The following is a 23095-nucleotide window of genomic DNA, read 5'->3' on the forward strand; positions in this document are numbered from 1 at the left end:
GTGGTGCGCGTCTGGGTGGTGCGGGTCTCGGTGTGCGGTGGTGGCCGCGCACGCGCGGCCATCCTTTCACGCTCCGCGCCGTCGGTACCTTGCACCGGCCGTCGCGTCCGGGGCGGAATCAGCGGCGCCGGGCGGGTGTTGGGGCTCGCGGGGCGGAATTCCCTCCTGCCCGGATCACCTCACGAAGGACGACAGCAGTGACGACTGCCGCTGAGCGCAAGACCGCCGACTTCTGGTTCGACCCGGCCTGCCCGTGGGCGTGGATGACCTCCCGCTGGCTGATCGAGGTCCAGCAGCTGCGCCCGGTCGACGTGCGCTGGCACGTGATGAGCCTGTCGGTGCTGAACGAGCACCGGGACCTGCCGGAGAACTACCGCGCGCTGCTGGACAACGCCTGGGGCGCGGTGCGGGTGTGCATAGCCGCCGCCGAGCAGCACGGCGAGGAGGTGCTCGGCCGGCTGTACACCGAGCTGGGCCTGCGCTTCCACAACCAGGGCCTGCCGCAGAACCGGGAGACCGTCACGGCCGCCCTGGTGGCCGCGGGCCTGCCCGCCGAGCTGGCCGACGCGGCCGACACCGACGTCTACGACGAGGCCCTGCGCGCCTCGCACAAGGAGGGCATCACGCTGGTCGGCGAGGACGTCGGCACGCCGGTGATCGCGGTCGAGGGCGCGGACGGCGACCGGGTGGCCTTCTTCGGCCCGGTGGTCACCCCCGCCCCCAAGGGCGAGGCCGCGGCCCGGCTCTGGGACGGCACCCTGCTGGTGGCCTCCACCCCGGGCTTCTACGAGATCAAGCGCACCCGGACGGCCGGCCCGTCCTTCGAGTAGCCGGGCCCCACAGCCCTGGACCCGCGGCCCCGGACCCCGCGGCCCCCGGACACACGGCCCCGGACACACGGCCCCGGACACGCGGCAGGGCCCCGGTACCGCTCGGTACCGGGGCCCTGCCGCGTTCGGGGGCTCAGCGGGCGGCGGCGTCCCGGCGCTGCTTGAACAGCCCGGCGGCCACCAGCAGCGCGACCAGCACCCCGGCCGCGTACAGCTGCTGCCGGTTGCCGTCGGTGGTGGTCATCAGCGCGAGGATGCCGGCCACGGCGGCCATCGCGAGCCAGGTCAGGTAGGGGTAGCCCCACATCCTGACGGTGAGCAGCTCGGGCGCCTCGCGCTCCAGCCGGCGGCGCATCCGCAGCTGGACGGCGCAGATGAACAGCCAGACCACCAGGATCGCGACGCCGGTGGTGTTCATCAGCCAGGTGAACACGGTGTCCGGCCAGAACTTGGCGGCCAGCACGGCGCCGAAGCCGAACAGGCAGGAGGCCAGCACGGCCCGGCGCGGCACCCCGCCGCTGACCTTGGCCAGCGCCTTGGGGCCCTGACCGCGGCCGACCAGCGAGTACGCCATCCGCGAGGCGCCGTAGATGTTGGCGTTCATCGCGGACAGCAGTGCGACCAGCACCACGACCTGCATGATCGCCCCGGCGGCGGGCACCCCGAGGTGGCTCAGCACGGTGACGTACGGGCCGTCGGCGACGACCGCCGGGTCCTTCCAGGAGACCAGGGTGACGACCAGGGCCATCGAGCCGATGTAGAAGATGGCGATCCGCCACACCGCGGTGCGCACGGCGTTGGCGACGTTCTTCTTGGGGTCGTCGGACTCGGCGGCGGCGATGGTCACGGTCTCCAGACCGCCGTACGCGAAGACCGAGGCGAGCAGGCCGACGATCAGTCCGTTGACGCCGGTGGGCAGGAAGCCGCCCTGGCCGGTGAGGTTGCCGGTGCCGGGGGAGCCGGGGCCGATCACCCCGGCGATGCCCAGGCCGCCGAGGACCAGGAAGGCGATGATCGCCGCGACCTTGATGGTGGCGAACCAGAACTCGAACTCGCCGAAGTTCTTCACCGCGGTCAGGTTGCTGGCGCAGAAGAAGACCATGAACAGGGCGACCCAGACCCACGAGGAGACGCCCGGTATCCAGCCGTTGACGATCTTCCCGGCCGCGGTGGCCTCGGCGGCGACGCCGCAGCAGAGCATCACCCAGTACATCCACCCGGCGGTGATCCCGGCCCACGGGCCGATCTCCTTCTCGGCGTGCACCGAGAACGAGCCGGAGGCGGGGCGGGCCGCGGACATCTCGCCGAGCATCCGCATGATCAGCATGACCAGCAGGCCGGAGAACGCGAAGGCCAGGATGATCGCCGGCCCGGCGGCCGCGATGCCCGCACCCGAGCCGACGAAGAGGCCGGCGCCGATCACGCCGCCGAGGGCGATCATCGACAGGTGGCGCTGCTTCAGCCCGTGGGCGAGTTGCTGGCCGCCCGGGGCCGGGCCGTCGGCCGGCCGGGTGCCGGCGTCGGTGGTCCCGGGCGCGGTGGACGCGGAGGTGGGGGCCATAGGGGTGGTTCCAGACTGTGCGGTATGCGGCATGAGTTGTCCAATATCCGGGGCGGCCTCCGGCCATGCCAACAATGTCCGGCCCGGGACCACATGCCGGACCGGGGCGCGACCATGAGTGACAACTGCATGACGCACTGTCGTTCCCGGTCGGTTCCGACAACGGCCGAGGGTGGCGCTTTGTCCGAAACCGCGCAGGTGGCGCAGTGGATCACCGCGTAGGTTCACAGGTGTTCACTCACCCGGACCCGCACGGAGGAGCCCCCGATGGCCACCGCCACCACCCCGATACCGCGTCGCGCCGTCCTCGCCGACCTGCTGCCCGCCGCGTCCACCCGCCTCGGCGCCCAGGCCCGCGACCTGGCCCTGATGGCCGGCGGCGCCGCGCTGACCGGGGTGGCCGCCCAGCTGTCGGTGAACGTCCCCGGCTCGCCGGTGCCGGTCACCGGCCAGACCTTCGCCGCCCTGCTGGTCGGCACCGCGCTCGGCGCCCGCCGCGGCGTCGCCTCGCTCGCCCTCTACCTGCTGGCCGGCGCGGCGGGCCTGCCCTGGTTCGCCGAGGGCACCTCCGGCTGGGCGATACCCTCCTTCGGCTACGTGCTCGGCTTCGTCTTCGCCGCCGCCCTGACCGGCGCGCTGGCCCGGCGCGGCGCCGACCGCACCCCGGTGAACACCGCCGTCACGATGGTCCTCGGCAGCCTCGCCATCTACGCCGTCGGCGTGCCGTACCTGGCCCTCTCGCTGCACGTGCCGCTCGCCCGCGCCGCCGAGCTCGGCCTCTACCCCTACCTGGTCGGCGACGCCCTCAAGGCCGCCTTCGCCGCCGGCGCGCTGCCGCTGGCCTGGAAGCTCGTCGGCCGGCGCTGACGCCCCCGTTGTCGGGCCCGGGTGCACCCGCGTGCCACACTCATGGCATGCGCGTGTACCTGGGCTCCGACCATGCCGGATACGAACTGAAGAACCACCTCGTGGAGTGGCTCGAAGGGGCCGGCCACGAGCCGGTCGACTGCGGGCCGCACATCTACGACGCCGAGGACGACTACCCGCCGTTCTGCCTGCGCGCCGCCGAGCGCACCGCCGCCGACCCGGAGGCGCTGGGCATCGTGATCGGCGGCTCGGGCAACGGCGAGGCGATCGCCGCCAACAAGGTCAAGGGCGTCCGGGCCGCGCTGGCCTGGAGCGTGCAGACCGCCGAGCTCGGCCGCCAGCACAACGACGCCAACGTGATCTCCATCGGCGGCCGGATGCACACGACGGAGGAGGCCACCTCGTTCGTCGAGGCCTTCCTCCGCACCCCGTACAGCGGCGAGCCGCGGCACACCCGCCGGATCGAGATGCTGAGCGAGTACGAGACCACCGGCGAGCTCCCGCCGATCCCGGCCCACCACCCCCAGGGCTGATCCCGCCCCCCACCCTCCTCACGGCCGGTCGCACGCTCGCGTGCGGCCGGCCGCCGCCGTCCCGGGCCCCCGCCGGGTAGCCGCGGGGTAGCCGCCGGGCCGGGCCGGCCTGTGGGATCGGACACAGGCGCCCGGCGCGCGGACGGCCGCGCGCGGGGGGCGCACACACGACCCCCGTGTTTCGTACACCCAACCGGCGTAAGCCTCCTGACGCCCCGCCCACGACCGCCCCGATCGGCCGAAACCCGCCGAGCGCCCCGCGCCCCGGCGCCGCCGCCCGCGCCGGGGCCGTCGACGCCGGGCCGTACCCGTGGATAGGGTCGGGCTCCATGGCTGGCAGACCGCCGGGCGCACCGCCCCAGACGACTGCGACGAGGCCCGGCGCCGCCCCGGCGTCCGAGCCCGTGACGGCCCGGTTGCGCAGGAGGCTCCGCCGGGTCCGCCGAAGGCTGCGCACGGCCGGTGTCGACTACTTCCGCGGCGGCGCCGCCGACTGGCCGGTGCTCTGCGCGCTCGCCCTGCTCGTCCCGCTGCTGATCCTGTTCAACATCTGGCTCCCCGACTGGGCCCCGCCGACCTCCCTGGTCCTGCCGATCCTGGCCGGCGCGCTGCTGCTGCGCCCCGGCAGCCTGGTGGTGCTCTACGCGCTCGCCGCGCTCGGCCTCTCCGCCGAGTCCGTGATCCACACCGGCCAGCGGGTCGCCAGCGACAACCCCGCGGCCTACCTCTACGGAGTGACCCCGGGCGCGGCCCTGGTGGTCGGCGCCGCCGGGGTGGGCGGCCTGCTGCTGGCCCAGTTCCGGGCCCGGGTCGGGGTGCCCTGGTGGGGCGGCTCCACCATGCTGTTCGACCTGCGCGAGCGGCTGCGGGTGCAGAGCCGGGTGCCCGAGCTGCCGGCCGGCTGGCACGCGGACATGGCCCTGCGCCCGGCCGGCGGGCAGTCCTTCTCCGGGGACTTCGTGGTCGCCGCCCGCACCGGCCCCGGCCGGCGGCTGCTGGAAGTGGTCCTCGCGGACGTCTCCGGCAAGGGCATGGACGCCGGCTCCCGCGCGCTGCTGCTCTCGGGCGCCTTCGGCGGCCTGGTCGGCTCGCTGCCCGCGCACGACTTCCTGCCCGCCGCCAACGGCTACCTGCTGCGCCAGTGCTGGGAGGAGGGCTTCGCCACCGCCGTCCACCTGGTGCTGGACCTCGACACCGGCGACTACGAGCTGCTGTCGGCCGGGCACCTGCCGGGCATGCAGCGCCTGGGCGGCGCCGGCCGCTGGGAGGTCAAGGAGGCCGAGGGCCCGCTGCTGGGGATCTACGACGGCGCCAAGTTCGAGGGCGTGCGCGGCCGGCTGAACCGGGGAGACGTCCTGATGCTGTGCACCGACGGCATGGTCGAGGCGCCGGGCCGGGACCTCGGCGAGGGCATGGACCGGCTGATGGGGGAGGCGGACCGGCTGGTACCCGGTGGCGGAGCGGGTGCGGGAGCGGGCGCCGCGGCCGCGCTGATCGAGACGGTGGCCCGGGACATCAACGACGACCGCGCGCTCCTGCTGCTCTGGCGCGACTGACCGGTACCGAGCGGGACCGGGCGCGAGTGCCGGTGCCGGGCCGCCCGGGCCCCGCTGACGGCGCGTCGCCCGGCGGCGCCCGTCCGGCACATGCCGCGGGCAGTCGCTGTCAAGCCGGGCAGCTGATCTTCGGCCAAATCGGACGGCCCGTCGGCTGACCGGACCAGTGGGTTCCGTTCGCCGCCCCCGGCCGCTTCCGGGCCGCTCAGCCCGGCCCCGCCGACGATTCGTCAGGACGGCTCGGCTATCGTCCCGGTCGGCGGAAACTCGTCTCGCATCGCGGGATATCGGGGCTGGGCCGACGGTCAGACCTTTACGCAATCGGCACGGTCGACCACACTGAGTCCGGGCGGGACTGTTCAGGATTCGGGGGATAGGGGGGCGTCGCGTGCGGCACGACAGGCAGCGGTCGACCGTGGGCTCCCTCGCCGGCGGTGTGTCGGACGGTCCGCGGTTCCGCCTCGGGACCGTCGGACAGGCCGGGGTCCGGCTTTCGCTGGTGTCGCCGGGCGGCGGCACCCCGCTATGAAAACGAGGAAGTGAGTCCGGGTGGCACTCTCCGTCTCCGCGCTGGTCCTGTTCGCGATCCTGTGCATCATCTTCATCCGCAACAAGCAGTTGAAGATCCCCCACGCGATCGTCGCCGCCCTCTTCGGCTTCATGCTGCACGAGACCACGGTCGCGACCTCGATCAACTCCCTGCTGTCGAACCTCGCGCACAGCATCTCCAGCATCACCGGCGGCTGATCCGGGCGCATCGCCCGCCCTTCGGCTCGGGGCGGGCGGGCGGCAGGTCACCGGCCGGCCCGTCTGGCCTCCCGCCAGCGGGCGAACAGACCCCGGGGGCGCGCCGCCGCCGGGGCCTGGAACCGCATCGGTGCGGGTGCCGCGGCGCCCGTCGGTGCGGCCTGCTCCGGCGCCGCCGCGTCCGTCGTGAGCAGGACGAACAGCCGCGCCCAGCACAGCCGTTCGCCCCGCGGCCAGTCCAGCGCGCGCAGCGCCGCGGACGCCGCCGCCGACACCTCGCCGCCCACCCGGACCTCGGCGACGTCGTCCCCCGCCTTCCCGCCCAGGAAGAGCTTCACCCCGACGGGCCCCGGCCCGGTCAACTCCGGCCGCAGGGCCGGCGCCAGCGCCCGCAGCAGCCGGTTCTCGGCGAGCCACCCGGCCAGGTGCTCGTTGCCGAAGCCGAACACCGCGGCCGGCCCCTGGACCGCGTGCCAGCCCGGGAGTTCGGGCAGGTCCGCGTGGTCGGCGTGCACCCCGTAGCCCTCCGCCAGCTCGACCAGCACCGAGGCCGTGGTGGTCGCCCACATCTTGACCGCGTTGGCGAGCTTCTCCTCCTCGGTCTTGCCGAGGCCGGCCGCGCAGTCCCACACCACCGGCGCGTCCGCCCGGCCGAGTCGGAGCACGAAGCCGAGGTCCACGTGGCCGGCGCCCTCGCCCCCGGGGTGCTCGCGGACCGCCACCGCCGTGGTGCCGGGGCCGCGCACGATCTCGCCGTCCGGGCGGAACACCTGGCCCAGTCGCGCCATCTCCCGGACCACGCAGCGCTGTATGACCGCCAGTCGCTCCTGCGGATGCACCGGGACTCCTCCACCTCGGAAGCGCGGCGGGTGAGGTCGCGCTCGAACTGCGCTCGAACGCCGCCGAGGCTATCGGCCCGGCACCCAACCGGGAAACCGTCCGGGCGCCCCGGCCCTCCGGTCGCGGAAATGTCCTAAATGCCCCACTTTGGGCAGCGGAAGTCGCCGACCGCCCGCCCGGAGAACCCGCATGCCCCGCACCGCCGCCCCGCCGCCCCCGCCCGGACCGACCCCCAACCGTCCACGCCTCGCCCGTCCGCTCCTGATCCACCCGGACGGCTCCGGCCTGGTCGCCGAGATCGAGGCCTACCTCGCCACGCTGCCCGCCCCCGCCCGCACCCCCGCCCCGTACACCTGCCCGTACGGCAGCACCCCGCAGCCCTGGCACGCCGGCCACCCGGCGCCCCGGGCCACCCTGCTCGACCGGACGCTGCGCCGCCCCGCCCGCGCCGTCCCGGTCACCGCCGCCGACCACCTCAGGCTCGCCTCCCGCTACATCGGCACCCACGGCTGGCTCCAGGGCGCGATGTGGGACGAGGCCGGCCGGGTCTGCCTGCTCGGCGCCCAGGCCGCCGTGCTCGCGTACGGCTACGGCACCCCGCCCACCGTCCGCACGGCCCGGGTGCAGCTGATGGAGGTGCTGCACGCCACCGGCCGCCCGGTGCGCTCCCCGGACGAGTTCAACGACCGCCCGGCCACCCGCGAGGGTGACATCCACCTGCTGCTCGACCGCGCCGCCGCCCGGGCCGCCCGCCTCGGCCTCTGAGCCGGCCGGGGCACGGGCGGCCGGGAGCGCGGGACGAGGCGCCGGGGCGCCCGGAAACGCAACCGGCCCCGGTGCGGAGAGCGCACCGGGGCCGGACGAAGAGCGGGCGACGAGAATCGAACTCGCGTGACTAGTTTGGAAGACTAGGGCTCTACCATTGAGCTACGCCCGCGCGACCCACCGACCGTCACCGGCCGGAAGTTCGGGGAACAGCGTACCTGGTCCGAGGGCCCCCGCGCACACCGCATTTTCCGCACCCCCCTTCCGCGCCCGCACGGTGACAAGTCGGCGAGCCGAACAGGCCCGCCGTGTACGCTTCCTCTCGGCACCACGGGGTGTGGCGCAGTTTGGTAGCGCGTCCGCTTTGGGAGCGGAAGGCCGTCGGTTCGAATCCGGCCACCCCGACAGTGCGGCAGGGTCTCGCCAACCGTGGCGGGGCCCTGTTCTGTTCGGGCGGTACGGTGGCGCCTGGCGTCCGCCTTTCGTGGTACCGGTAGGATGGGGCGCTGGCGGTAGTCCCTGCGGCGTCAACCCAGGTCAACCGCACGAGGGCGAGGAGTCAAGCTCACCGTCCACCCCACGGGAGATGCAGCTCCGACCGCCCATCGCCCGTCTCGTCCGACCCACCCGTACGGCTCCGGCCGGACGGCGGGGACGGGCGGAGACAACCTGACCGCAAGCCCCTAGGAGACCTAACCGTGAAGAGCGCCGTCGAGACTCTGAACCCCACCCGGGTTCGACTCACCGTCGAGGTGCCCTTCGAGGAGCTCAAGCCCAGCCTCGACGCGGCGTACAAGAAGATCAACCAGCAGGTCACGGTTCCGGGCTTCCGCAAGGGCAAGATCCCGGCTCGCGTCATCGACCAGCGTTTCGGCCGTGGCGCCGTGCTGGAGGAGGCCGTCAACGACGCCCTGCCGCGCTTCTACACGCAGGCCGTCGACGAGGGCAAGATCGAGGTCCTCGGCCAGCCCGACATCACCAACATCGAGGGTGTCGAGACGATCGCCGATGGCGGTGACCTGAAGTTCACCGCCGAGGTGGACATCCGTCCGGAGATCACCCTGCCGGAGTTCTCCTCCATCGAGGTGACGGTCGACCCGATCGTCGTCTCCGAGGAGGACATCGAGAAGTCGCTGGAGCAGCTGCGCGAGCGCTTCTCGTCCGTCAAGGACGTCGAGCGTGCCGCGGCCACCGGCGACATCGTGGTCGTCGACCTCGTCGCCAAGGTCGACGGTGAGGTGCCGGACGACGGCACCGCCACCGGCGTGAGCTACGAGATCGGCTCGGGCCGTCTGATCGACGGCATCGACGAGGCCGTCGTCGGCCTGTCCGCCGGCGAGGTGAAGACCTTCGAGACCGAGCTGAAGGGCGGCACCCAGGCGGGCAAGACCTCCGAGGTCACCGTCACCGTGACGGCCGTCCAGGAGAAGGAGCTGCCCGAGCTGGACGACGAGTTCGCCCAGCTGGCCAGCGAGTTCGACACCCTGGAGGACCTGCGCGCCGACTCCCGCAAGCGCCTGGAGCGCATGAAGGAGTACGACCAGGCCACCCAGGCCCAGGAGAAGGTGCTGGACGCGCTGCTCGCGCTGGTCGAGATCGAGTACCCCGAGAAGCTCCTCAAGGACGAGATCGAGACCCGCAAGCACAACGTGGAGCACCACCAGCTCCAGCCGATGGGCATGGACCTCGACACCTACCTGGGCACCCAGGACAAGTCCCGCGAGGAGTGGGAGGCGGAGATCGAGGAGCAGGCGAAGAAGGGCATCAAGACCCAGTTCGTCCTGGACCAGATCGTCGCCGACGAGGAGCTGGGTGTTAACCAGGAGGAGCTGACCGAGCACCTCATCCGCCGCGCCGCCGGCTCGGGTCTCACCCCGGACCAGTTCGCGCAGCAGGTCGTCCAGGGTGGCCAGGTGCCGCTGCTGGTCGGCGAGGTCGCCCGCGGCAAGGCGCTGGCCACGGTGGTCGAGGCCGCCAAGGTCGTCGACTCCGAGGGCAACGAGATCAACTTCGACGACGACGAGGCCGACGAGTCGGCCGAGACCGTCGAGGCCGCCGCCGAGGAGAAGACCGAGGCCTGAGCCACGGCAGCCCCTTGAGGCACGCAGCGGGCCCGGACGCCGTCATGGTGTCCGGGCCCGCTGTCTTCCCGTCCGAGGACCGCCGCGACCCTGCGCTCACAGCGAACAGTTCTCCGTGAGGGATTCTGCGGCCCGGCCTGCGCGTTAGGGTCCATGGACAGCGACAATCACACCGTGATACCCGGAAGCTGTGCGACACCGTGACGGTCGCGGAGCGACCATCCAAATCGACTGAGCAGGTGGCTAAGTGACGTTCCCGCAGATGCAGATGCCTGGCCCGATGGCGCCGCACGCCGCCGCTGGTGACGTGCTCGGCGGCCTTGGCGACCAGGTCTACAACCGGCTGCTCAACGAGCGGATCATCTTCCTCGGCCAGCAGGTCGACGACGACATCGCGAACAAGATCACCGCTCAGCTGCTGCTGCTGGCCGCGGACCCCGACAAGGACATCTTCCTCTACATCAACTCCCCGGGCGGCTCGATCTCGGCCGGCATGGCGATCTACGACACCATGCAGTACATCAAGAACGACGTCGTCACGATCGCGATGGGCATGGCCGCCTCGATGGGTCAGTTCCTGCTGACCGCGGGCGCCCCCGGCAAGCGCTTCTCGCTGCCGAACTCGACCATCCTGATGCACCAGCCCTCCGCGGGCCTCGGCGGTTCCGCCACCGACATCCGCATCCAGGCGGAGCAGCTGCTCCGTACCAAGAAGCGGATGTCCGAGCTGATCGCCCACCACAGCGGCCAGTCCTTCGAGCAGATCACCGCGGACTCCGACCGCGACCGCTGGTTCACCCCGGAGGAGGCCCTGGAGTACGGCCTCATCGACGCGATCATGCACAGCGCCGCGGACGTCCCCGGCGGCGGCGGCACTGGCGCTGCCTGAGCCTCGGCCCGGCCCGCGAGACCACAGCCCCAACGCCCCGGAGGACAAGAACCCCCATGAACATCCCCAGCCTGTCGGCCGCCCAGGCCCGCGTCGAGGACATGCGCGCCGAGGGCCGCTACATCGTCCCGCGCTTCGTCGAGCGCACCACGCAGGGCATCCGCGAGTACGACCCGTACGCCAAGCTGTTCGAGGAGCGCATCATCTTCCTCGGCTCGCAGGTCGACGACGTCTCGGCGAACGACATCATGGCGCAGCTGCTGTGCCTGGAGTCGATGGACCCGGACCGTGAGATCCAGATGTACATCAACTCGCCCGGCGGCTCGTTCACGGCCCTGACGGCCATCTACGACACGATGCAGTACGTCAAGCCGGACATCACCACCGTCTGCATGGGCCAGGCGGCCTCCGCCGCGGCCGTGCTGCTCGCCGCCGGCACCCCCGGCAAGCGGATGGCGCTGCCGAACGCCCGGATCCTGATCCACCAGCCGTACACCGAGACCGGCCGCGGCCAGGTGTCCGACCTGGAGATCCAGGCCAAGGAGATCTTCCGGATGCGCGAGCAGCTGGAGGAGATGCTCTCCAAGCACTCCAACAAGTCGGCGGAGCAGGTGCGCGAGGACATCGAGCGCGACAAGATCCTCACCGCCGAGGAGGCCGCCGAGTACGGCCTGATCGACCAGATCATCTCCACCCGCAAGACCTCGCTGACCTCCTGAGGCCGGCTCCCCTCCCGGCCGGCCGCGGTCCGGTCCGGGAGGCCCGTCGGGGCGGGGCGCGCACCCCTGGTGCGCGTCCCGCCCCGGCCCATCGGCGGGCCCGTGCACGGCATCTGTTCGGTATCAATTCGCCCAGGGCGTAGGGCAGACCCGGCGAAGAGGACGGAATCACGGGCCCGGCAGAGTACCGTCGGATAGCGAGACCGAGCGCCGTCGGCGTTGACGGTCCACAGCACCAGGCCCCGGAACCCCTGCGGGGCCCCTGGCGAAGGGGAAGCACCTCGTGGCACGCATCGGAGACGGTGGCGACCTGCTCAAGTGCTCGTTCTGCGGCAAGTCGCAGAAGCAGGTGAAGAAGCTGATCGCCGGCCCAGGCGTGTACATCTGCGACGAGTGCATCGACCTGTGCAACGAGATCATCGAGGAGGAGCTCGCCGAGACCTCCGAGGTGCGATTCGAGGAGCTCCCGAAGCCGCGTGAGATCTACGAGTTCCTGGACCAGTACGTGGTCGGCCAGGACCTCGCCAAGAAGTCGCTGTCGGTGGCGGTCTACAACCACTACAAGCGGGTCCAGGCCGGCGAGGCGGGCCGCAGCGGCGGCAACGGCCGCGAGGACGCCATCGAGCTGGCCAAGTCCAACATCCTGCTGCTGGGCCCCACCGGCTCCGGAAAGACGCTGCTGGCGCAGACCCTCGCCCGGATGCTCAACGTGCCGTTCGCGATCGCGGACGCCACCGCGCTGACCGAGGCCGGCTACGTCGGCGAGGACGTCGAGAACATCCTGCTCAAGCTGATCCAGGCGGCCGACTACGACGTCAAGAAGGCCGAGACCGGGATCATCTACATCGACGAGATCGACAAGGTCGCGCGCAAGAGCGAGAACCCGTCGATCACCCGGGACGTCTCCGGCGAGGGCGTGCAGCAGGCCCTGCTGAAGATCCTGGAGGGCACCACGGCCTCGGTGCCGCCGCAGGGCGGGCGCAAGCACCCGCACCAGGAGTTCATCCAGATCGACACCACCAACGTGCTGTTCATCGTCGGCGGCGCGTTCGCCGGCCTGGAGCGGATCATCGAGGGCCGCGCGGGTGCCAAGGGCATCGGCTTCGGCGCCAACATCCGCTCCAAGCGGGAGTCGGACGCCAGCGACCACTTCCGCCAGGTGATGCCCGAGGACCTGGTGAAGTTCGGCATGATCCCCGAGTTCATCGGCCGTCTGCCGGTGATCACCAGCGTGCACAACCTGGACCGCGAGGCGCTGCTGCAGATTCTCACCGAGCCGCGGAACGCGCTGGTCAAGCAGTACCGCAAGCTGTTCGAACTCGACGGTGTGGAGCTGGAGTTCTCCCGCGACGCACTGGAGGCGATCGCCGACCAGGCGATCCTGCGCGGCACCGGCGCGCGCGGGCTGCGGGCCATCATGGAGGAGGTGCTGATGTCCGTGATGTACGAGGTACCCTCGCGCCAGGACGTCGCCCGCGTGGTGGTCACCGGGGACGTGGTCTCCAAGCACGCCATCCCCACCCTCGTCCCGCGCGACATGATCAAGCGCGAGCGGCGGGACAAGAGCGCCTGACCCGACGCCCGGCACATGAAGGGGCCCCGCACCGGATCCGGTGCGGGGCCCCTTCGCGTACCGGCGCGGCGCCGCTCGGCGCGGTGCTACTTGGCGACCTTCATGGCGTCGCGGATCGCCCGGGTCTTCTCCGCGGCCTGGTCCGGGGTGAGGCCCTGGCCGCTGTCGGTGCCGCCCAGGCTGAGCTTGGTGAAGGTGACCCGGCCGTAGGTGGACTTGTCCGACCACACGCAGACCGTCGGACCGGCCTTGCCCACGACGATGGTGGCCACGCCGCAGCTGAGCTTGCCCGAGGAGGCGTGGCTGTCCTTCGCGGGGTAGTCGGTCATCGGCGTGGTCCAGGTCAGCCCGTTGCCGTCCTTCTTCGAGTCCGTGATGATCTGGTCCGGGTCGTTGATGTCGCCGTAGATCCCGATCACCGAGAGCGAGTCGACGTTCTTGACGTCGGTGCCCTTGCTGTAGCTGGCCACCACCGCGTGCAGGTCCTTGCCGACCTTCGCGACGTCGGGCTTGCTCATGTCGGCGGCCTCCTCCTTCGCCGACTTCTGCACGTAGCCGTCCGCCAGCGTCTGCGGGGCGCTCAGCTTGTACTGGCCGCCCGCGTCGCTGCCGCCGAGGAATTTCCACGCGGCGAAACCGCCGCCGCCCAGCACCAGCGCACCGACCACCAGGCCGACGACCAGGCCGCCCCGGCCCTTCGGCGGCGGCGCGACCGGGTAGCCCGGCTGCCCGTACGGAGCCTGCGGCGGCACGCCGTACGGCTGCTGGGGCGCGCCGTAGGGCTGCTGGGGCGGGTAGCCGTACTGGGGCTGCGGGGCGCCGTAGGGCTGCTGCGGCGGCTGGCCGTACTGCGGCTGGCCCCCGTAAGGCTGCGGCTGTCCCTGCGGATACTGCTGTCCCTGGCCGTACATCTGCGTCTGTGCTCCCCCGCCGCACCCGCGGCCTGTCATGGTGTGGAGTCGTTCCGTGCTCGCCCGGTCGAGCGGGCGAGTGCCCGGGCACGCTATCGCACGGTGCCCGCTCGGGGCCCGTCCGGGCGTGGCGCGTCCGCGGACCGAAAGCGGTTCGTAACCCACGCCCCCCGTTACGTAAACTGTGCGTCGTGACCGACTCGACGAACCAGCGCCCCGTGAGCACCACCGGGGACGAAGCAGCAACCCTCCCGACGACCTACACCCCCGCGGACGTAGAGGGCGAGCTGTACGAGCGCTGGGTGGAGCGGGGGTACTTCACGGCGGACGCGAAGAGCGACAAGCCGCCGTTCACCGTCGTCATCCCCCCGCCGAACGTCACCGGTAGCCTGCACCTGGGCCACGCCTTCGAGCACACGCTGATCGACGCCCTGGTCCGCCGCAAGCGCATGCAGGGCTACGAGGCGCTGTGGCAGCCCGGCATGGACCACGCCGGCATCGCCACCCAGAACGTGGTCGAGCGCGAGCTCGCCAAGGAGGGCAAGTCCCGCCACGACCTGGGCCGCGAGGCCTTCGTCGAGCGCGTCTGGAAGTGGAAGGCGGAGTCCGGCGGCCAGATCTCCGGCCAGATGCGGCGCCTGGGCGACGGCGTCGACTGGTCCCGCGAGCGCTTCACCATGGACGAGGGCCTGTCCCAGGCCGTCCAGACCATCTTCAAGAAGCTCTACGACGACGAGCTGATCTACCGCGCCGAGCGCATCATCAACTGGTGCCCGCGCTGCCTGACCGCCATCTCGGACATCGAGGTGGAGTACCAGGACGACGACGGAGAGCTGGTCTCGATCCGCTACGGCGAGGGCGAGGACTCCATCGTCGTCGCCACCACGCGCGCCGAGACGATGCTGGGTGACACCGCGGTCGCCGTCCACCCCGAGGACGAGCGCTACAAGCACCTGGTCGGCACCGAGATCGAGCTGCCGCTGACCGACCGTCGGATCCCCGTCGTCGCCGACGCCCACGTCGACCCGGAGTTCGGCACCGGCGCCGTCAAGGTGACGCCCGCGCACGACCCGAACGACTTCGAGATCGGCCAGCGGCACGGCCTGCCGAACATCGCCGTCATGGACGAGCACGCCGTCATCACCGTGCACGGCCCCTTCCTCGGCCTGGACCGCCTGGAGGCCCGCTCGGCGATCGTCGCCGCGCTGCGCGCCGAGGGCCGGATCGTCGCCGAGAAGCGCCCGTACGTCCACTCGGTGGGCCACTGCTCGCGCTGCAAGACCACCATCGAGCCGCGGCTGTCCATGCAGTGGTGGGTCAAGGTCGGCCCGCTCGCCAAGGCCGCCGGTGACGCGGTCCGCGACGGCAAGGTCAAGATCCACCCGCAGGAGATGGAGAAGCGGTACTTCGACTGGGTCGACAACCTGCACGACTGGTGCATCTCGCGCCAGCTGTGGTGGGGCCACCGCATCCCGGTCTGGTACGGCCCGAACGGCGAGATCGTCTGCGTCGGCCCCGACGAGCAGCCGCCCGCCGGCGAGGGCTGGCACCAGGACACCGACGTCCTGGACACCTGGTTCTCCTCCGGCCTGTGGCCGTTCTCCACGCTCGGCTGGCCGGAGCAGACCGAGAGCCTCGCGAAGTTCTACCCGAACTCCGTCCTGGTCACCGGCTACGACATCCTGTTCTTCTGGGTCGCCCGGATGATGATGTTCGGCCTCTACGCGATGGACGGCACCCCGCCGTTCCACACCATCGCGCTGCACGGGATGGTCCGTGACCAGAACGGCAAGAAGATGTCGAAGTCCTTCGGCAACGTGGTCAACCCGCTGGACTGGATGGACAAGTACGGCTCCGACGCGCTGCGCTTCACGCTGGCGCGCGGCGCCAACCCCGGCGTCGACGTGCCGATCGGCGAGGACTGGGTCCAGGCGGCCCGCAACTTCGCCAACAAGATCTGGAACGCCACCCGCTTCGCCCTGATGAACGGCGCCACCGTCGAGGGCCCGCTGCCCGCGCCGGAGGAGCTGACCGCGGCCGACCGCTGGATCCTGTCGCGGCTCAACACCACGGTGGCCGAGGTCGACGGCCTGTACGAGGACTACCAGTTCTCGAAGCTGTCCGAGGCCCTCTTCCACTTCGCGTGGGACGAGGTCTTCGACTGGTACGTCGAGCTCTCCAAGACCACCCTGGCCAAGGGCGGCCCGCAGGCCGACGCCGCGCGCCGGGTGCTCGGCGAGGTCCTGGACGTCACGCTGCGCCTGCTGCACCCGATCGTGCCGTTCGTCACCGAGACCCTGTGGACCACGCTGACCGGTGCCGAGTCGCTGGTCATCGCCGAGTGGCCGCAGGACAGCGGGTACCGCGACGCCGAGGCGGAGGCGGAGATCGCCACGCTCCAGCAGGTGGTCACCGAGGTCCGCCGGTTCGCCACCGCCCAGGGCCTCAAGTCGGGCCAGCGCGTCCCGGCCCGGCTGGAGCTGGCCGGCACCGTGCTGTCCGTCCACGAGGACGCGATCCGCTCGCTGCTGCGGCTGACCGTCCCCGAGGAGGGATTCGCGGCCACGGCCTCGCTGCCGGTCGCCGGCGCCACCGTCTCGCTGGACCTCTCCGGCACCATCGACGTCGCGGCGGAGCGCAAGCGCCTCGCCAAGGACCTCGCGGCCGCCGAGAAGGAGAAGGTCCAGACCACCGCCAAGCTCGGCAACGAGGCCTTCCTGGCCAAGGCGCCGGACGAGGTGGTCGCCAAGATCAAGGGCCGCCAGGAGGCCGCCGAGGCCGACATCGCCCGGATCACCGCGCAGCTCGCGGGGCTGCCGCAGGGCTGAGCCCGGCAGCACCGGCCAGGGGCCGCACTCCGTTTCCGTGGAGTGCGGCCCCTGGGCTTTTTCCCGGCCGGTCCGGTGTTGCACCGAATAGCCCAGCAACATTGCTCCCTTCCGGCGAATATTCATCCTGGACCGGGTGAGGTCTTATTCCGAGCGAATTGATTCCGGTCTTGCCCGCGCGCGTTCGCAGAAGTTTCCAGATCCGCTGTGTACGGTGTGCACGGAGTTTCCGAATGGGCGTTTCCGCTGAGCGTTTCTGCTGAGCGCTCCGGCTGGACGACGGACGGGAGGGCATCGCGTGGTGGTGACCGAGGAGTTGGCCGACGAACTGCCTGCCGAGGCGGTCGAGGACGCGAAGGCCAGGGCGGCGACGCTGCTGCTCGCCTTCCGGCACGGCAACCAGCTCGCGTTCGACCACGAGCTGGACCTGCTGTGCGCCGAGCACGCCGAACGCGAGGTGACCACCCTGCTCGCCTGGATCGCCGCCGAGGCCGTCCGCAAGGCGTACGCCCCGGCGGTCGGCGACCGGGTGCTGCGGTCGATGGCCCGGCGCGCCCCGGCCGACAGCGGCGCGGTCGCGGTGGACGAGGAGTCCGCCGACGCCGCCCGGCTGATCGAGGCGGTGGCGGCCGGCGAGGTGGCCGAGGTCCGGGGCCTGGTCGCCTCGACGGCCGACACCACCTTCCTGCTGGGCGGTCTGCTGCAGGGCGTCGCGATGATGCTGCCGCTGCTGCCCGAAGGCGAACTGGCCGAGATCACCGCAGAGTTGCGCCGTCGGCACGGCGGCGCCGCGCACGTGCCGGAGGCCCGGGCCGGGGCCTGAGCCCCGGCTGCCGTGGGTAGCCGATCGCCTTGCAATCCAAGGTTGATTGCTCTTTGTGGTTGCAAATCAACGCTCCTTCGCGGCGCGAGATCGCTAGATTGATGCCAAAAACCTCAATCTGGTGTATAGACGGAGAATCACGGGCAAAGCGTCCGTTCCTGCCCCCGGCCCCACGCCCGGCCTCACCCTGTGAGGACGTGCCGCCCCCGCTCCGTAGACTGGGGTCGTGAGCGACAAGGCCGACCCGAACCCGTACACCATCCGCCCCGCCGACGACGGCACCGGCGACGCCCTGTGCGACGTCGAGCTGGAACTCTCCAAGCGCTGGCCGGAGAACAAGCTGGAGCCCTCGCTCGACCGGATCGAGGCACTGATGGACATCCTGGGCCAGCCCCAGCGGTCCTTCCCCTCCATCCACATCACCGGCACCAACGGCAAGACCTCCACCGCCCGGATGATCGAGCAGCTGCTCAACACCTTCGAGCTGCGCACCGGCCGCTACACCAGCCCGCACGTGGAGTCCGTCACCGAGCGGATCAGCCTGGACGGCGCCCCGATCGCCCCCGAGCGCTTCGTCGAGGTCTACCGCGACATCGAGCCCTACGTGCAGATGGTCGACGCGGCGCAGCCCGTGCCGATGTCCTTCTTCGAGGTGCTGACCGGCATGGCCTACGCCGCCTTCGCCGACGCCCCGGTGGACGTCGCCGTGATCGAGGTCGGCATGGGCGGCTCCTGGGACGCCACCAACGTCATCGACGCCCCCGTCGCCGTGATCACCCCGATCGGCCTGGACCACACCGACAAGCTCGGCGGGACGACTGGCGAGATCGCCGTCGAGAAGTCCGGGATCATCAAGTCGGGCGCCGTCGCCGTCGTCGCCCAGCAGCAGCTGGACGCCGCCCAGACCATCCTGCGCCGCGCCGTCGAGGTGGACGCCACGGTCGCCCGCGAGGGCATGGAGTTCGGTGTGATCCGCCGCGAACTCGCCGTCGGTGGCCAGCTGGTGACGATGCGCGGGCTCGGCGGCGAGGAGTACGACGACGTCTTCATCCCGCTGCACGGCGAGCACCAGGCCCACAACGCGGCGCTCGCCCTGGCCGCCGTCGAGGCCTTCTTCGGCGTCGGCGGCGCCCGTGGCGGGCAGCTCGACACGGACAAGGTCCGCCAGGCCTTCTCCGGCGTCTCCTCGCCGGGGCGCCTGGAGATCGTCCGCCGCAGCCCCACGATCGTCCTGGACGCCGCGCACAACCCGGACGGCGCCCGCGCCACCGTCGCCGCCCTCACCGAGTCCTTCGGCTTCACCCGGCTCGTCGGCGTGATCGGGACCTCCGGGGACAAGGACGTGGCCGGCGTGCTGGAGGCCTTCGAGCCGATCCTGGCCGAGGTCGTCATCACCCAGAACTCCACCCACCGCGCGATGGACGCCGACGAGCTCGCCGCCCTGGCCGTCGAGATCTTCGGCGAGGACCGCGTCCAGGTCGAGCCCCGGCTCGACGACGCCATCACCGCCGCCGTCACCCTCGCCGAGCAGGAGGGCGACCTCGGCGGCGTCGGGGTGCTGGTCACCGGTTCGGTCATCACGGTGGGCGAGGCCCGCCTGCTGCTCAGGAGGAAGTGACATGAGGACGCTCTGCTCCTCGACGCTGATCGGCGAGGCATTGCTGGTCATGTTCGCGGCGCTGGTCGCGATGCGGCTCTCGGACGTCTCCACCACGGAGATCTGGACGGTCAGCGGCATCGCGATGGTTTTGTGCATCGCGCTCTGCGGCATGATCGACCGGCCCGGCGCGGTGCCCGTCGGCTGGGCGCTGCAGCTCGGCCTGATCGCCGCCGGCTTCGTCCTGCCCACCATGTTCGGCCTCGGCGTGGTCTTCGCCGGCCTGTGGTGGTGCTCGGTGCACTACGGCCGCAAGGTGGACGCCTTCAAGGCCGCCCGCGCCGCCGAAGCGGCCGCAGCGGTGCAGGTCTAGGGCCCGGACCGACACGCCGTGTACGCAAGGTAGCCTCTGGCGTGTCGGCCCACTCGTCGACCCGACTGTCTGCCGAACCGAATCTCCAGGAGACGCACCGTGTCCCAGCGCACTCTCGTCCTGCTCAAGCCCGACGCCGTCCGCCGCGGCCTGGCCGGCGAGATCATCAGCCGCTTCGAGCGCAAGGCCGGCTGGCGCTTGGCCGCCATCGAGCTGCGCACCTTCGACCGGGCGACGCTGGAGCAGCACTACGCGGAGCACGTCGGCCGCCCGTTCTACGAGCCGCTGCTGGAGTTCATGACCTCCGGCCCGTCGATCGCGCTGATCGTCGAGGGCGAGGAGGTCGTGCGCGGCATCCGGATGCTGGCCGGCGCCACCAACCCGCTGGAGGCCGGGGCCGGCACGATCCGCGGCGACTACGCGACGATCACCCGCGAGAACCTGGTCCACGCCTCCGACTCCCCGGAGTCCGCCGAGCGCGAGATCAAGATCTTCTTCCCGGCGCACGCCTGAACCGAGCCGGGTGGCACACCCGCAGGACCGAGGGCCTGCCCCGGCCGGGACCATTGGCCCGGCCGGGGCATTCTTATCGGGAAATAGGGAACTGGGGTCGCCGACACGGCGTCCCAATCCTCGGAGAAGCGATCACGCTCCGGACAATGGACGGTATGCCCCACGTCGACGTCCGTACCGCGCCGCGTGACTACGATGGACGCGACTCAAGGGCCCGGTAAGGCAGCTCAGCTGGTCTCCGCCCAAGCGTGGGCGCACGCAGTCGTCCACCCCTCATGAACTCCGAGCCCGGGAAGGCACCCACACTCCATGGCGAGCAACCTGTCGTTCATCGGCCGCGACTTGGCGATCGACCTCGGAACTGCCAACACGCTGGTGTACGTCAGGGGCAAGGGCATCGTCCTGAACGAGCCGTCCGTGGTCGCGGTGAACACCAACACCGGCGGCATCCTCGCCGTCGGCGCCGAGGCCAAGAAGATGATCGGCCGCACCCCGGGCAACATCGTCGCCATCCGCCCGCTCAAGGACGGCGTGATCGCCGACTTCGAGATCACCGAGCGGATGCTGCGGTACTTCATCCTCAAGATCCACCGCCGCCGCTACCTCGCCCGCCCGCGCGTCGTCGTCTGCGTGCCCTCCGGCATCACCGGCGTCGAGCGCCGCGCCGTCATCGAAGCCTCCTCGCAGGCCGGCGCCCGCCAGGTGCACATCATCGAGGAGCCGATGGCCGCCGCCATCGGCGCCGGCCTGCCCGTCCACGAGGCCACCGGCAACATGGTGGTCGACATCGGCGGCGGCACCACCGAGGTCGCGGTGATCTCCCTCGGCGGCATCGTCACAGCCCAGTCCATCCGGGTGGCCGGCGACGAACTGGACAACGCGATCGTCCAGCACATCAAGAAGGAGTACTCGCTGCTCCTCGGCGAGCGCAGCGCCGAACAGATCAAGATGAGCATCGGCAGTGCCTTCGGCCTGGAGGGCGAGAAGGACGAGCACGCCGAGATCCGCGGCCGTGACCTGGTCAGCGGCCTGCCCAAGACCGTGGTGATCTCCGCCGCCGAGGTCCGCGAGGCCATCGACGAGCCGGTCAACGCGATCATCGACGCGGTCAAGACCACCCTCGACCAGTGCCCGCCCGAGCTGGCCGGCGACGTCATGGACCGGGGCATCGTGCTCACCGGCGGCGGCGCCCTGCTGCGCGGCCTGGACGAGCGGCTGCGCCGCGAGACCGGCATGCCGATCCACATCGCCGAGAACCCGCTCGACTCCGTGGCGCTCGGCTCCGGCAAGTGCGTCGAGGAGTTCGAGGCGCTCCAGCAGGTACTCGACGCGCAGCCGCGCCGTTAGCACCACGAACGACATCCGACACCGAACGGGCGGCCGCCCGGGCCCCACAGCCCCGGGGCGGCCGCCAGGTACGAAGGGGCAGCACCAGCACCGTGAGGGACACACGAGAGAGCCGGCTGCTGCTCATCCTGCTGGTGGCCGTCGCCTTCGCGCTCATCACCGTGGACATCAAGGGCGGTGAGGACTCCCCGCTCGGCCCCGCCCGGCACGCGGCCGCAGGCGTCCTCGGCCCGGTCGAGCGCGCCGCCGCCACCGTCGTCGACCCGGTCGCCAACACCGTCCGGGCCTTCCGGGACACCGCCACCGACAGCGGGCGCACCGACCAGCTCGCCCGGGAGAACACCGAACTGCGGCAGAAGCTCGCCTCCTCCGACATGGCCGCCGGACGCACCAAGCAACTCGACGAGCTGCTGCGCACCGCCGGCGCCGGCGGCTACACCGTCAAGGCCGCCCAGGTCATCGCGATCGGCCCGGCCCAGGGCTTCTCCTGGACCATCACCATCGACGCCGGCAGCGACGACGGCCTCGCCCGCGACATGACGGTGATCAACGGCCAGGGACTGGTCGGCCGGATCACCACCGTCGGGCCGACCACGGCCACCGTGCTGCTCGCCTCCGACCCCGGCTTCTCGGCCGGCACCCGGCTGGAGGGCAGCGGCGAGATCGGCTTCGCCTCCGGCGGCGGCGACAGCCCGATGAAGGTCTCGCTGCTCAACGGCAAGGCCCAGGTCAAGGCCGGCGACCGGCTGGTCACCTTCGGCTCGCAGAGCGGCCGCCCGTTCGTGCCCGGCGTCCCGGTCGGCAAGATCGTCGAGGTCCAGGCCAACGCGGGCCAGCTGACCAAGACCGTCCTGGTCGAGCCCTTCGTCCAGTTCACCCGGCTGGACCTGGTCGGCGTGGTGATCGTGCCGCCGCGCACCGACCCGCGCGACGCCGTCCTGCCGCCGGCCCCCGCCGCGGGCCAGGGCCAGGCCCCCGCCGCCGCGCCCGCCCCGGGCCAGGCCCCGGCCACCGCGCCCGCCGCCCCGCCCGCCAAGCCCACTGGGGGGAACTGAGCCATGCGCCTCGCCCGCATCCCCGTCTCCGCCTGTCTGATCCTGTTCGGCCTGATCCTCCAGGTCAGCGTCTTCGGCCGGCTCCAGCTCCCGGGAGCCACCCCGGACATACTGCTGCTCGTCGTGGTCGGCCTCGCCATGGTCTACGGGCCCACCGGCGGCTGCCTGGTCGGCTTCTCGGCCGGCCTGCTGGCCGACCTCGCGCCGCCCTCCGACCACGCGATCGGCCGCTACGCGCTGGTGCTCTGCCTGATGGGCTACGCCGCCGGACTGCTGCGCTCCGACCACGGCCGCCAGCGGTCGGTCTCCGGCTCGCTGCTGGTGGTCGGCGCCGCGGCGGTCGCCTCGACCCTGCTGTACGCGATGGTCGGCGCCCTGGTCGGCGACACCGCGGCCCGGCACGTCGGCCTCGTCGGCCTGGTGATCAGCGCCCTGCTGTACGACCTGCTGCTGGCGCCCTTCGTGGTGCCGCTGGTGATGCTGCTCGGCCGCCGCTTCGGACGCGACCCGGTGGCCGCCGCCGACGACGACGAGAGCGGTCCGGGCCTCGGCACGCTGGCCCGCTACCGCACCACCCGCGAGCCCTCGTCCGGCCCGGGCTTCAAGAAGCGGCGCGTGCCCGGCTTCGCCCGCCGCCCGTAACCCGGCCCGGCCCCGACCTCCCGACCTCCCCGCATCCTGGAGCGC

The 23095-nt window shown here is 71.7% G+C and carries 21 protein-coding genes and 2 tRNA genes; 19 read left to right on the forward strand and 4 right to left on the reverse strand.

Features of this window, described 5'->3' with window-relative positions:
- Positions 1-197 precede the first annotated feature (197 nt).
- On the forward strand, positions 198-830 hold the full coding sequence (locus AC0B61_RS09960) for a mycothiol-dependent nitroreductase Rv2466c family protein (protein WP_471740142.1): 633 nt from the start codon (positions 198-200) through the stop codon (positions 828-830).
- A 133-nt stretch (positions 831-963) separates the two neighbouring features.
- Here AC0B61_RS09960 and AC0B61_RS09965 read toward each other — a convergent pair whose 3' ends face one another.
- A complete protein-coding gene (locus tag AC0B61_RS09965) occupies positions 964-2391 on the reverse strand; it encodes an amino acid permease (protein ID WP_471740143.1) in 1428 nt (475 codons plus the stop codon).
- 267 nt (positions 2392-2658) lie between these two features.
- On the opposite strand from AC0B61_RS09965, the gene AC0B61_RS09970 reads away from it, so the two are divergent.
- The 4 genes from AC0B61_RS09970 to AC0B61_RS09985 all read left to right on the forward strand — a co-directional run bounded on the left by AC0B61_RS09970 (position 2659) and on the right by AC0B61_RS09985 (position 6094).
- Complete coding sequence (locus AC0B61_RS09970; RefSeq protein ID WP_471740144.1) at positions 2659-3258, forward strand: biotin transporter BioY; 600 nt, start codon at positions 2659-2661, stop codon at positions 3256-3258.
- Between the two features lie 47 nt (positions 3259-3305).
- Positions 3306-3791 carry a ribose-5-phosphate isomerase gene (locus AC0B61_RS09975; RefSeq protein ID WP_471740145.1) on the forward strand — a complete coding sequence of 162 codons (486 nt, stop codon included), beginning with the start codon at positions 3306-3308 and terminating at the stop codon, positions 3789-3791.
- A 416-nt stretch (positions 3792-4207) separates the two neighbouring features.
- Positions 4208-5347 (forward strand): PP2C family protein-serine/threonine phosphatase, encoded by a 1140-nt coding sequence (locus AC0B61_RS09980; protein WP_471740146.1) that lies wholly within the window; start codon positions 4208-4210, stop codon positions 5345-5347.
- 549 nt (positions 5348-5896) lie between these two features.
- Positions 5897-6094, forward strand: coding sequence for a hypothetical protein (locus AC0B61_RS09985; RefSeq protein WP_471740147.1), 198 nt, complete (start codon positions 5897-5899; stop codon positions 6092-6094).
- A 47-nt stretch (positions 6095-6141) separates the two neighbouring features.
- Here the strand turns inward: AC0B61_RS09985 and AC0B61_RS09990 are convergent, their stop codons facing one another.
- On the reverse strand, positions 6142-6933 hold the full coding sequence (locus AC0B61_RS09990; RefSeq protein ID WP_471740148.1) for a DUF6348 family protein: 792 nt from the start codon (positions 6931-6933) through the stop codon (positions 6142-6144).
- 190 nt (positions 6934-7123) lie between these two features.
- Between AC0B61_RS09990 and AC0B61_RS09995 the strand changes: the two genes are divergently transcribed.
- Positions 7124-7699 carry a DUF6197 family protein gene (locus tag AC0B61_RS09995; RefSeq protein WP_471740149.1) on the forward strand — a complete coding sequence of 192 codons (576 nt, stop codon included), beginning with the start codon at positions 7124-7126 and terminating at the stop codon, positions 7697-7699.
- A gap of 101 nt (positions 7700-7800) precedes the next feature.
- Here the strand turns inward: AC0B61_RS09995 and AC0B61_RS10000 are convergent.
- Positions 7801-7871 (reverse strand) — tRNA-Gly (locus AC0B61_RS10000).
- A 159-nt stretch (positions 7872-8030) separates the two neighbouring features.
- On the opposite strand from AC0B61_RS10000, the gene AC0B61_RS10005 reads away from it, so the two are divergent.
- The 5 genes from AC0B61_RS10005 (at position 8031) to clpX (ending at position 12961) form a co-directional block, all read left to right on the forward strand.
- A tRNA-Pro gene (locus AC0B61_RS10005) sits at positions 8031-8104 on the forward strand.
- A gap of 293 nt (positions 8105-8397) precedes the next feature.
- On the forward strand, positions 8398-9780 hold the full coding sequence (gene tig, locus AC0B61_RS10010) for a trigger factor (protein WP_471740150.1): 1383 nt from the start codon (positions 8398-8400) through the stop codon (positions 9778-9780).
- 268 nt (positions 9781-10048) lie between these two features.
- The gene (locus AC0B61_RS10015; protein ID WP_051709451.1) at positions 10049-10669 is read left to right on the forward strand and encodes an ATP-dependent Clp protease proteolytic subunit; all 621 of its coding nucleotides are present in this window, start codon (positions 10049-10051) and stop codon (positions 10667-10669) included.
- Positions 10670-10725: 56 nt separating this feature from the next.
- On the forward strand, positions 10726-11388 hold the full coding sequence (locus tag AC0B61_RS10020; RefSeq protein ID WP_471740151.1) for an ATP-dependent Clp protease proteolytic subunit: 663 nt from the start codon (positions 10726-10728) through the stop codon (positions 11386-11388).
- A gap of 283 nt (positions 11389-11671) precedes the next feature.
- The gene (clpX, locus tag AC0B61_RS10025; protein WP_030233819.1) at positions 11672-12961 is read left to right on the forward strand and encodes an ATP-dependent Clp protease ATP-binding subunit ClpX; all 1290 of its coding nucleotides are present in this window, start codon (positions 11672-11674) and stop codon (positions 12959-12961) included.
- Between the two features lie 86 nt (positions 12962-13047).
- Here the strand turns inward: clpX and AC0B61_RS10030 are convergent, their stop codons facing one another.
- Positions 13048-13872, reverse strand: a complete 825-nt coding sequence (locus tag AC0B61_RS10030; RefSeq protein ID WP_471740152.1) for a hypothetical protein — start codon at positions 13870-13872, stop codon at positions 13048-13050.
- Positions 13873-14090: 218 nt separating this feature from the next.
- Here AC0B61_RS10030 and AC0B61_RS10035 point away from each other — a divergent pair, with 218 nt between their 5' ends.
- The 8 genes from AC0B61_RS10035 (at position 14091) to mreD (ending at position 23050) form a co-directional block, all read left to right on the forward strand.
- Entirely contained in the window at positions 14091-16700 is a 2610-nt protein-coding gene (locus AC0B61_RS10035; protein WP_471740416.1) for a valine--tRNA ligase, read from the forward strand.
- Positions 16701-16998: 298 nt separating this feature from the next.
- Positions 16999-17523, forward strand: a complete 525-nt coding sequence (locus AC0B61_RS10040; RefSeq protein ID WP_471740153.1) for a hypothetical protein — start codon at positions 16999-17001, stop codon at positions 17521-17523.
- A 259-nt stretch (positions 17524-17782) separates the two neighbouring features.
- Positions 17783-19141, forward strand: coding sequence for a bifunctional tetrahydrofolate synthase/dihydrofolate synthase (gene folC, locus AC0B61_RS10045; RefSeq protein ID WP_471740417.1), 1359 nt, complete (start codon positions 17783-17785; stop codon positions 19139-19141).
- Between the two features lies 1 nt (position 19142).
- Positions 19143-19493 carry a DUF4233 domain-containing protein gene (locus AC0B61_RS10050; protein ID WP_471740154.1) on the forward strand — a complete coding sequence of 117 codons (351 nt, stop codon included), beginning with the start codon at positions 19143-19145 and terminating at the stop codon, positions 19491-19493.
- Positions 19494-19592: 99 nt separating this feature from the next.
- Positions 19593-20006, forward strand: coding sequence for a nucleoside-diphosphate kinase (gene ndk, locus AC0B61_RS10055; protein WP_471740155.1), 414 nt, complete (start codon positions 19593-19595; stop codon positions 20004-20006).
- A gap of 321 nt (positions 20007-20327) precedes the next feature.
- On the forward strand, positions 20328-21353 hold the full coding sequence (locus tag AC0B61_RS10060; protein ID WP_030233797.1) for a rod shape-determining protein: 1026 nt from the start codon (positions 20328-20330) through the stop codon (positions 21351-21353).
- A 92-nt stretch (positions 21354-21445) separates the two neighbouring features.
- Complete coding sequence (gene mreC, locus AC0B61_RS10065; protein ID WP_471740156.1) at positions 21446-22408, forward strand: rod shape-determining protein MreC; 963 nt, start codon at positions 21446-21448, stop codon at positions 22406-22408.
- 3 nt (positions 22409-22411) lie between these two features.
- Entirely contained in the window at positions 22412-23050 is a 639-nt protein-coding gene (gene mreD, locus AC0B61_RS10070) for a rod shape-determining protein MreD (RefSeq protein WP_471740157.1), read from the forward strand.
- Positions 23051-23095 lie beyond the last annotated feature (45 nt).

It is taken from the genome of Kitasatospora sp. NPDC023385, from assembly GCF_055664045.1.